The organism is Cyanobium sp. BA20m-p-22 (genome assembly GCF_024346275.1).
Classification (GTDB): Bacteria; Cyanobacteriota; Cyanobacteriia; order PCC-6307; family Cyanobiaceae; genus Cyanobium_A.
In genome coordinates, this window is record NZ_JAGQCQ010000126.1 from 1 (window position 1) to 9,845 (window position 9,845).

General features: G+C 66.4%; 8 protein-coding genes and 1 pseudogene. 3 read left to right on the top strand and 6 right to left on the bottom strand.

Going from position 1 to position 9,845, the window contains the following annotated elements; genetic code table 11:
- Window positions 1–151 (bottom strand): photosystem II reaction center phosphoprotein PsbH (gene psbH, locus KBZ15_RS11670; protein WP_255015393.1); only part of this gene is annotated, 151 nt, incomplete at its 3' end.
- Window positions 152–270: 119 nt separating this feature from the next.
- Here psbH and psbN point away from each other — a divergent pair.
- Complete coding sequence (gene psbN, locus KBZ15_RS11675) at window positions 271–420, top strand: photosystem II reaction center protein PsbN (protein WP_197147890.1); 150 nt, start codon at window positions 271–273, stop codon at window positions 418–420.
- Here the strand turns inward: psbN and KBZ15_RS11680 are convergent.
- Complete coding sequence (locus KBZ15_RS11680; protein ID WP_255015389.1) at window positions 360–3,320, bottom strand: glycoside hydrolase family 38 C-terminal domain-containing protein; 2,961 nt, start codon at window positions 3,318–3,320, stop codon at window positions 360–362. The genes psbN and KBZ15_RS11680 overlap by 61 nt on opposite strands.
- A 125-nt stretch (window positions 3,321–3,445) precedes the next feature.
- Here KBZ15_RS11680 and KBZ15_RS11685 point away from each other — a divergent pair, with 125 nt between their 5' ends.
- Window positions 3,446–3,565, top strand: a complete 120-nt coding sequence (locus KBZ15_RS11685) for a photosystem II reaction center protein I (RefSeq protein WP_006172424.1) — start codon at window positions 3,446–3,448, stop codon at window positions 3,563–3,565.
- Window positions 3,566–3,708: 143 nt separating this feature from the next.
- Window positions 3,709–6,108, top strand: coding sequence for a DUF3769 domain-containing protein (locus tag KBZ15_RS11690; RefSeq protein ID WP_255015390.1), 2,400 nt, complete (start codon window positions 3,709–3,711; stop codon window positions 6,106–6,108).
- Here KBZ15_RS11690 and KBZ15_RS11695 read toward each other — a convergent pair.
- The 4 genes and pseudogenes from KBZ15_RS11695 to KBZ15_RS11710 all read right to left on the bottom strand — a co-directional run.
- Window positions 6,095–6,709, bottom strand: coding sequence for a 3-isopropylmalate dehydratase small subunit 2 (locus KBZ15_RS11695; protein ID WP_255015391.1), 615 nt, complete (start codon window positions 6,707–6,709; stop codon window positions 6,095–6,097). The two genes, KBZ15_RS11690 and KBZ15_RS11695, sit on opposite strands and share 14 nt — an antisense overlap.
- The gene (leuC, locus tag KBZ15_RS11700; RefSeq protein ID WP_255015394.1) at window positions 6,706–8,133 is read right to left on the bottom strand and encodes a 3-isopropylmalate dehydratase large subunit; all 1,428 of its coding nucleotides are present in this window, start codon (window positions 8,131–8,133) and stop codon (window positions 6,706–6,708) included. The genes KBZ15_RS11695 and leuC overlap by 4 nt, the downstream gene beginning before the upstream one ends.
- A 28-nt stretch (window positions 8,134–8,161) precedes the next feature.
- Complete coding sequence (locus KBZ15_RS11705) at window positions 8,162–9,418, bottom strand: competence/damage-inducible protein A (protein WP_255015392.1); 1,257 nt, start codon at window positions 9,416–9,418, stop codon at window positions 8,162–8,164.
- Between the two features lies 1 nt (window position 9,419).
- Window positions 9,420–9,845, bottom strand: a pseudogene (locus KBZ15_RS11710) (undecaprenyl/decaprenyl-phosphate alpha-N-acetylglucosaminyl 1-phosphate transferase); the annotation flags it as partial.

The following is a 9,845-nucleotide window of genomic DNA, read 5'->3' on the forward strand; positions in this document are numbered from 1 at the left end:
TTTTGTACAGCTGGAGAATCACCAGCAGGAACACCAGGAACAGCACCATGAAGATGCACATCACGGGCGTGGTGCCCCAACCGGGAACAACCTTGCCGTACTCAGAGTTGAGTGGCCGCAGGATGTCGCCGAGGCGGGTGCGTTGGGCCATGACTGCTGAAGCCCCTCGGGCATTGAATCGCTCCCGTTACTGTAAGGGCCTTGAGCGCCCTGCCGCGCTGGGGCGTCGAGAGTTGTGACGCAACCCGACACCTGCACCTTTCCCTAGCCATGGATCCAACCACCACCAGCTCACCGGCCCTTTCCGTGGCCCTTGCCGTGCTGGCGGTGCTCCTAGCCCTCACCGGTTTTGGGGTATATCAAGCCTTCGGCCCCCCGTCAAAGGGCCTCACCGACCCCTTTGACGACCACGACGACTGAGGGACGACTGAGAGGCGCCAAAAACCGATGCTCCAGGGCAGCAGCAAGCAGGGATCCCCGCCTGGCAGCTGATCGAGGGGCAAGGGCTTCTCCAGCCCATCGAGACGCTGCATCAACCGCCAGTTGGGGCCCAATTCCAGGTGGCGGCGACACGGGGAGCAGTTCTGCACGGTCAGCACCACGGTTGCTGTCGCCCCCGAGGGCCGGCAGCCCAACAGCAGCAAACCCTCCCCCAGGCAGGGCAAGGCCGGGCGCGGGGTGGGCCTGGCCTGGACCGCCGCCGGCCGCAGCCAGAGGGGCTCGCGAAAGGCCACGGCCTGCTGAGGCACCCCGGCGCGGCCCCAGCCAGGGCGACAGGGCATCAGGGCCAGCCGCAGCCGTTGGCGGCCGTTGTCGGCGCCGGGGTCAGGCCAGGTGGGGGCCCGCAGCAGGGACACGCCCAGCTGGCTCGGGCTCGCCGAGACCCCCTGGGGGCCATCGAGTAACACCGCCAGACCCCCATCGGCAGGCACCGACGCGATCCAGCTGATCGCCGCCACCTCCCAGCGGGCCCGCTCCCGGGCCGTGACCGGCTGGGCCGGCCGCTCGAGCACCCCCCCGGAGGTGTCGGCAGCCCAGCGGTCCGCCGGCTGGGCCAGGGGGACCTCCAGGCGCAGCAACTCGTGGCGCTGGCGCCAATCAACGCTCAGCACCAACTCCAACCAGGGGGTGTTGGCCAGCAAGCGCCCCTCCAGCCGTAGCCGGCTGGCACCGCAACAGCCGCGCCACAGAAAACTGGTGCAGAGCGGTCCGCGCTCGAGCCAGGTCGGCTCGCCCTGCCAAGCCCACTCCAGCGGCTGCTCCCGGTAGTCGGCGGCGATATCCCAGGCATCCCAGAACTCACCCCGATCGGCGTAGCGCCGCCAGGCCAGGGGAGCCCCGAGCTGGGGCTGGCCCGTGCCATCCCAGAGCTGCTCCAGGCCCTGGGGGCCCAGCTCAAAGCTCACCAAACCGTTGCCGCAGCGCCAGCCCTCAACCCACACGGGCGCTGTCACGCCAGCGGGGGATCCGGCCCTGCGCTCCAGCTCCGGCTCTAGCTCCAGCGCCAGGGCATCCACCCCGGCCAGAGCAGGCAACTGCAGCCACTGGCCGCCGCCGCGGGCCGCCTGGGCCGGCAGCTCAAGGCCGGCATGGCTCCAACGGCCCGCTGGCAACCTCAGGGTGCGGGCCCGAGCTGCCAGGGGCTGCAGCTGGGCAACCCACCAGCCCCGGCAGGGCCCTAGCCAGGCCTGCAGGGCCCGATCCCTTAGGAAGCAGGCACGGCGGCGGGCGGCCCGCCACTGGGGCTCAGCCTGGTCAAACACCTCCGGAATCGAGGTGCCCGGCAGGATGTCGTGAAACTGCTGGAACAGCAGGGTCTCCCAGGCAACCGGCGGGCCTGAACCGGCCAGCGCCTGGGCCAAATCCGCCTCCCTCAGCAGGCGCTCCAGGGTGCGGTTGTGGCGCTTTTGATCGGGACGGGAGGTGGCGCAGCCCCGGTGCAGCTCCAGGTAGAGCTCATCGCGCCACACCGGCAGCCGCCGGGCCAGCGGCTCGAGCTCGGCCAGGTAGGCCCGCAGGCTGCCGTGCCGCTGGGGTGCGGCCTCGTCTTGCTGCTGCCAGAGCCGCAGCTGCTCAAGCATTTCTGCCGTAGGGCCGCCGCCATGGTCGCCAACCCCAGGCAGCCAGAGGGTCCCGTCCACCCCCGTCGCCCCCTGCCAGGCCAGGCGATAGCGCTCCATCGCCAGCGGATCCCCATCGGTGCCGATCGGGGCAGTCATCAGGGCCAGCAGCTCGGCACCACAGCGGCTGCGCCAGCGAAACAGCCGGTGGGGGAAGGGATTGGTGGCGTTCCAGAAGAGCTTGTGGGTGCAGAACCAACGCACGCCAGTGCTGCGGGCCACGGCCGGCAGACCGGCGGCGAAACCAAAGCTGTCCGGCAGCCAGGCCAGGGCGTGCTCCAGCTCCGCAAAGGTGGTGGAGCTGTAGTGCTGGCCCAGCTGGAACTGGCGCAACAGCGAGGCGCTGCTAATCAACACACAATCGCTCTCGACCCAAGGGCCATTGATCGGCTCGAACCGACCGGCTGCAACCGCCCGGCGCAGGCGGCTGAACAGCTCAGGCCTGTACTGCTCCAACCAGGCGTAGAGGGCCGGCGTGGAGTGGGCGAAATGGAGCTCGCCAAAGCGCTCGATCAGATCCAGCGCAGCAGAGAAGGTGCGCTCAGCCGCCAGCCAGGTATCGGCCACCGGCCACAGCCAGGCCAGGTCAAGGTGGGCGTGGCCCAGCAGGTGGAAGCCGCCGCGCAGAGGCTGGCCGCCCCGCAGCTGGGCCAGCTCAGCCTTGGTTTCGGCCAACAGGCCGGCGGGATCGGCCGGATCCAGGGGTTCGAGCTCCAGGCGACTCTCGATCAGGGCCCCGTCGTCGTGGAGGGGGCTGCGCAGCCGCAGCTCTATCAGCAGGGTCTCCCCCTGCCACCAGCGCTGGGGCAACACCCAGCGACAGGCCGTATCAAATAGATCGCCGCCATGCACCACCAGGCCATCCACCCGCAGTTCCGCCTGGTCGGCCCACCAGCGCAACACCAGACGGGCCTGGGCCACCGGAGCGGGAACCTGGAGCTGCCGCCAGGGTTCTGGACAGACCAGCTCCAGCCTCAGCCGGCGCCACTGGCCACCCCGGGGCCAGATCAGCAGTCCCCGGGAGTGCCAGTCGGGGCGATGCAGGGCCCCCCAGGGATCGGCCAGAGCCTGGCCCTGGCCACCCTCGGCCTGCGGCCAGCTCCACAGCGGCTGCAGATCCCATCGGGCTGCGCGGGGCTGCGAACGTGACTGAAACGTTTCAATCCTCGGGGGCTGCCCTGGTAGAGGGGCCTCGGGCATCGTTGGATAGCAAGCCAAGACCCATAGGATGATCCCGCCGCCGCGGGATTGCCGCGGGATCGAGCAGGCTTCCCCAAACGCCTGTCACTCCCTGTCACCCGCCCGCCGTTCCCCAAGGCCGAACCATGCTCGCCCTCAAGATCTCGGTTTACTCGGTCGTTTTCTTCTTTATCGGGATCTTCGTGTTTGGCTTCCTGGCAAGCGATCCCAGCCGCACCCCCAGCCGTAAAGACCTCGAAGACTGACCACTGGGGCCCAAGGGCGCCGGATCTCTATGGAATAATCGCGACAATAGGGCGATTATCCGGAGAGCCTTCGTGTGCATGTGCTGTCCAGTTACCCAGACAAATTCAACGCAAATCAGGCCTTGGGGCTAATGCAACTTGGCTTGAACCTCCCGGCCAAATTTTTTAGCTGGAGACTCCTATCGCGCCGCCACCTGGCCCTGCTGGCGCTACCCGCGATCCTGATGCCCAGCCTGCTGAGTGGGGCCAGCCTCGCGGCAGAGAAGCCCAGCCCCCAAGGCCAGGGGGCCGGCCCTGCTCCAGCCCCATCGGCTGAGCCGACCCCGAGCTTTGTGGTGATCAGGGCAGACCAGCAGGGCTACGACCAGCAACTGAATCGCTTCGTGGCCACGGGCAATGTGCAAGCTCGCTTCAACGGCTGGCTGCTTCAGGCCGAGCGGGTGGAAATGGCAGAAAAGAGTCGCAGCATCTACATATCTGGCCAGGTGCGGCTCAGCAAGGGGGATCAATATCTTCAGGCCAGCCGGTTGCGCTACAGCGAACTGGAAGGGACCGGTGAATTGGATGATGTCTACGGCGTCATTGACCAGGACACCCTGCTAAGTGACCAACCAACCGTTGCCCAAAAGCCTTCCTTTGTCTGTCCACCCCTGGTGGCCGACCCGGCTAAAAAAAGCCTTGTGCGGCTTATCCCCCCTGGTCGCACCAACCTGCCGACCATGCCCCCCCCGGCCGGCTGCCCCGGCAGTGAATTCACCAGGCCTGCGCTGAGCTTGAACCAGGCGCTCGAATCTGTGGCCTTTGGCCCCCTGCCAGGCGAAACCCCAGCCAAGCCGCAGCCGCTAGCAGCGGGCGCGGGCGAACCGGAACAGCTCACTGCAACTGAGCAGCGGGTGCGCAACGTGGCCTATCAACAAAGCTGGGGCACCCAGCTGAAGATCAATCTTGACGCCGTTATCGACACCAACGATTCTCTCAACAGTGCTGGCTATGGGTACCGTCCACCCTCTGTCGGGGGGGGCACGATCAGCCGTATGCGCTTCCAGGGCGCCCAGATAAAAATTCAGGCAAAGCGCTGGACAGCCGAAGAGATGGCCTTCACCAACGATCCCTTCACCCCTGCGGCCTCCTGGAGCATTGCCCGCAAGGTGGTGGCCGTCATGGACGACAAAGGGGTGACCAAAATCAAGGGTCGCAGGGCGCAGATACTGCTCGATGGCAAGGTGTCCCTGCCCGCGATTGTCAACACCACCATTGGCGAGGAGGAAATACGCTGGGCCGCGGATACCGACAACCAGGATCGCGATGGCTTCTTTATCGGCTACAACCTCGATCCGATCAGGCTCGGGCGCAACGGCAGCCTGCGGCTCCAACCGCAACTGATGTTGCAACGCGCCTTGGAAGGCAACACCAACAGCTACGTATTGCCTGGCGAGAGCCTGGCCAGCCCCAACACTGACCAGCCAGCCACCCTCGCTGACATGTTCGGCCTGCTGGCGGCGCTAAACTTGCCAATGGGCTGGCTATCCCTAAACGCCCTGGCCAGCCTGTCCACCTTCAATCCCGACAATTTCAGCTCCGGCACCCGCAGCACCGGCCAGCTGAGCGCCCCCCTGGCACTGCCAGGCCACAACAGCGCCAGCGCCAGCCTTTTTGGCTCTTACCGGGAGCGCATTTACAATGGCAGCCTAGGATTGCAAACGGTAGTGTATTCCTACGGCGCCAATTTAGCGGGCAGAATAGTGCTCAACAAACCAAAATCCCCGCGGCCATCGAAAACACCCGACCCAACAGATCAGGCAACAGATCAGGCAACAGGTCAGGCAGCCGAGAAGATAACCGTCCCACGCAGCAAAGGGCCATTCTTTCAGCCAGTTAACCTAAACTGGGCAGCCCAATCCGGTAACTACGAAGCGACACTATTCGAAACCAACACCCTCGAAACAATTTGGCGCAGCTACGCCAACCTGGCGATCAGCAGCACCCTTCAGCTCTGGCAGGGAGCAGCTCTCGATAGCAGCGATGACCCCACCCGCGGCTTTCGCTATGCAGCCTCCCCGGTAGTTCCTGGCTTTGGGCTCGACTTTGGCGTGAGCGGCTATGCAGCCAGCTATAGCGACGGTGCCAGTCAGAACACGCTCACCCTCTGGGGTGGCCCCGCCTTCACCATTGGCCAATTTGACAAACCCTTTTTCGATTACACCCGCTTCTCCACCTCCATTGCCGGCACTTTTTTAAACGGGGCCAGCCCATTTGGTTTTGATCGAACCGTGGACCTTCGCACGGTGAGTTTTCAGGCAGCCCAGCAGATCTATGGGCCACTGGTAATTGAAGCTGGTGCCACCTTCAATATTGATAGCCGCTCGGAGTTTTACGGCGATGCTTCCTATTCCTATGTGGAGCTGAAACTACAGCGGCGCTCCTATGAAATCGGGGTTTTTTACAGCCCCTACGACGGCATTGGTGGTATCCGGGTCAAACTCAACGACTTCAACTTCGCCGGCACCGGCACCCCCTTCGTGCCCAGGCCTAGAACCCGTTGAGATAGGGCAAGGCCCCAACCAAGCGATCGAGTTCAGCGCCATTTGAGAGCAACTGGGAGGTGGCGTCCCACTGACCTGAGAGCAGCATCTGGCGTGGACCTGGCTGCAACTCAAGCTGCCAGCTCTGGCCATCAGCTGCCTCGAGGCGAAGGGAATCCAGGCAAACGACAAGCTCCAGCGTGGGGATGGCGGCCAGTGCCGCCTGCAGGCTCAGCACTAAGTCATGGGATGCCGTGAAACAGGGAATACCCAGGGCCAGGCAGTTGCCAGAAAAAATCTCGGCAAAGCTCTCCCCCACTACTGCCCGAATGCCCCAGCGCATCAGGGCCTGGGGCGCATGCTCCCGGCTGGATCCACAACCGAAGTTGCGATTCACCACCAGCAGGGAAGCGCCCTGCGCTGCTGGGTGATCAAAGGGGTGGCTGGCGGGGCGTTCGGCCCGGTCGTCGGCGAACACCTGACTGCCCAGCCCCTCAAAGGTGATGCACTTGAGGAAGCGGGCCGGGATGATCCGATCGGTGTCGATATCGTCTCCGGCCACAACCACAGCCCGGCCGCGCAGGGCTGGTATGGGGCCCATGGGGAATGGCGAACTGGTCATCGCTGCTGGCGCGGCATAGTGGGCAACAGCTGGCGCACATCGCTGACTTTGCCAGCGATGGCTGCTGCGGCCACCATCGCTGGGCTCATCAGCAGGGTGCGGCCACTGGCGGAACCCTGGCGGCCCTTGAAATTGCGGTTGGAGGAGCTGGCGCTGATCTGGCGGCCCTCGAGGCGATCGGGGTTCATGGCAAGGCACATCGAGCAGCCGGGTTCTCGCCACTCGAAGCCGGCCGCCAGGAATACCCGATCGAGCCCCTCAGCCTCAGCAGCGGCTGCCACCTGCTCGGAACCAGGCACCACAAAGGCCTTGATGCCGGGGGCCACCCGGCGGCCCTTCGCCACGGCTGCAGCCGCCTGCAGATCGGAGAGACGGCCGTTGGTGCAGCTGCCGATGAAACACACATCCACCGGCGTGCCGGCTATCGGCTTGCCTGGCTGGAGGTCCATGTAGCGATAGGCCTCCTGGGCCAGGGGGCGCTCGTCTGGGGGGGTCTGCTCGAGGGTGGGCACCGCTTCGTCTACACCGATGCCCTGGCCCGGGGTGATTCCCCAGGTCACAGTGGGGGCGATGGCGGTTGCATCGAAGCGCACCTCGTCGTCATACAGCGCATCAAGCCCACTGGCCAGGCTGCTCCACCAGGCCACGGCCCGATCCCAGGCCGCACCGGCAGGCGCAAAGGGCCGACCCTTGAGATCGTCGAAGGTGGTCTGGTCGGGGTTGACGTAGCCGCAGCGGGCACCGCCCTCGATCGACATGTTGCAGAGGGTCATGCGCTCTTCCATCGAGAGCACCTCGATCGCCGGGCCGGCGAATTCGTAGGCATAGCCCACTCCGCCCTTCACCCCCAGGCTACGGATCACATGCAGCACCAGATCCTTGGCATAGACACCGCTCTGCAGCTGCCCGTCCACCCAGATGCGACGCACCTTGAGCTTGCCCATCGCCAGGCTCTGGCTGGCAAGCACGTCGCGCACCTGGCTGGTGCCGATGCCGAAGGCGATGGCGCCGAAGGCCCCGTGGGTGGAGGTGTGGGAGTCGCCGCAGGCGACGGTCATGCCGGGCTGGGTCAGGCCGAGCTCGGGGGCGATCACGTGCACGATCCCCTGGCGGCCGCTGCCGATGCCATGCAGGGTGATCCCGTGCTCAGCGCAGTTGGCCTCCAGGGTGGCCAGCATCTGCTCGGCCAAGGGATCGGCGAAGGGCCGTGCCTGGGAGGTGGTGGGCACGATGTGATCCACCGTGGCGACGGTGCGCTCGGGGTGGCGCACGCCCAGGCCCAGGTCGTTGAGGGCAGCGAAGGCCTGGGGGCTGGTCACCTCATGGATGAGATGCAGGCCAATGAAGAGCTGGGTGGAGCCGCCGGGAAGTTCGGCCACCCGGTGCAGATCCCAGACCTTGTCGTAGAGGGTGCCGGCGCTCAAAGCGGATGCAGACACATTTGCCCACACCCTAGAGGGCCAGCCGCAGCCGATTGAGGGCCTCCCCCACCGTCAGCAACTGGATCCAGCTGCGCCCCCGGCTGCTGCCGAAGCGCACCCCCTCGCTGCTGCAGCCAGCCGGACCGGCGAGGGCGATGTGCACCAACCCCACGGGCTTATCGCCACTACCTCCCCCGGGCCCGGCCACACCGGTCACGGCCAGGGCCCAGGTGGCTCCTGTCCTGCGGCGGACCCCCTCGGCCATGGCTGTGGCCACCGAATCACTCACCGCTCCGTCAGCCTCAAGGGCGGCCAGCGGCACCGCCAGCAACTCCTGCTTGACAGCGTTGGCATAGGCGATCACCCCGCCAAGAAACACATCCGAAGCCCCCGGCACCGCCGCCAGGGCTGCCCCCAGGCCGCCGCCCGTACAGCTCTCAGCCACGGCCAGCGTCTGGCCCCGCTGCCGCAACAACTGCAGCACCACCGAGGCCAGGCTGTCGTCGTCGCTGCCGAAACAGAGACTGCCGGTGCGGCGGCGCAGCTCGGCCTCCACCGGCACTAGCAGCGCCGCCGCGGCCGCCGCCGTGCCGGCCCGGGCCGTGATCCTCAGCTTCACCTGCCCGGCCCCGGCGTAGGGGGCCACGGTGGGGTTCTCGCCCGCCAGCAAATCGGCCACCTGCTCGGCCAGGCTGGATTCGGCCACCCCCCAAAAGCGCAGCATCCGACTGGCGAACACCCCAGCCGCGAGGGTCGAGTCGCGCAACCAGGCCACGGCCGTGACCTGCCACATCAGCTCCAGCTCACTGGGCACCCCGGGGAAGGTGAGCACGGTGAATCCGGGCTGGATCCCCGCGCCAGCCGGCGGGGTCCAGACCATCCCCGGTGCGGTGCCGGCGGGATTGGGCAGCACGGCCGCCCCCAGGGGCAGCTGGGCCTGGCGGCGATTGCTGGGTGCCACCGCCCGGCCCCGGGCTGTGATCTTGGCCTGAATGTCAGACCACACCTCCGGGTGCTCCACCAGCGGGGCCCCGAAGGCGGCGGCAATCGCCTCGGTGGTGAGGTCATCGGGGGTGGGACCCAGTCCCCCCGTGGTGATCAGCAGCCGGCAGCGGCCGGCCGCCTCGCGCACCGCGGCTATCAGCCGCTCGCGGTTGTCGCCCACCACCGTCTGGCGGTGGTGGGGAATGCCAAGGGCCGCCAGCTGTTCGGCAATCCAGCGGGCGTTGCCATTGGTGATGTTGCCTAGTAGCAACTCGGTGCCGATGCAGAGGATTTCGGCAGTCACCTCATCCGAGCTCCTTGTTGGAAGGTGGCTGTTGCAAGGCACGACGGGTGCTGACCAACACACAGATCAGCAACGCGGTGGCGAGCGCCAACCAGAGAAAGCGCAGCTCAGCATTGACCAGCACCAGGGCCAGGGAACCCAGCCACTGGGTGAAGGCATAGATCAGCAGCACCGTGCGGCGATGGCTGAGGCCGCTGCGCAGAAGGCGGTGATGCAAGTGGCGGCGGTCGGGGTAGAAGGGCGAGTGGCCCTCGCTGAGGCGGCCCATGATCACGGCCGACATGTCGGCCAGCGGCAGCGACAGGATCAGCAACGGCAACAGCAGGCTGACGCTGGTGAGCCCCTTGGCCGGGCCGACGATGCTGATGGCCGCCAGGGCGAATCCGAGGAAATAGGAACCCCCATCCCCCATGAAAATGCGGGCCGG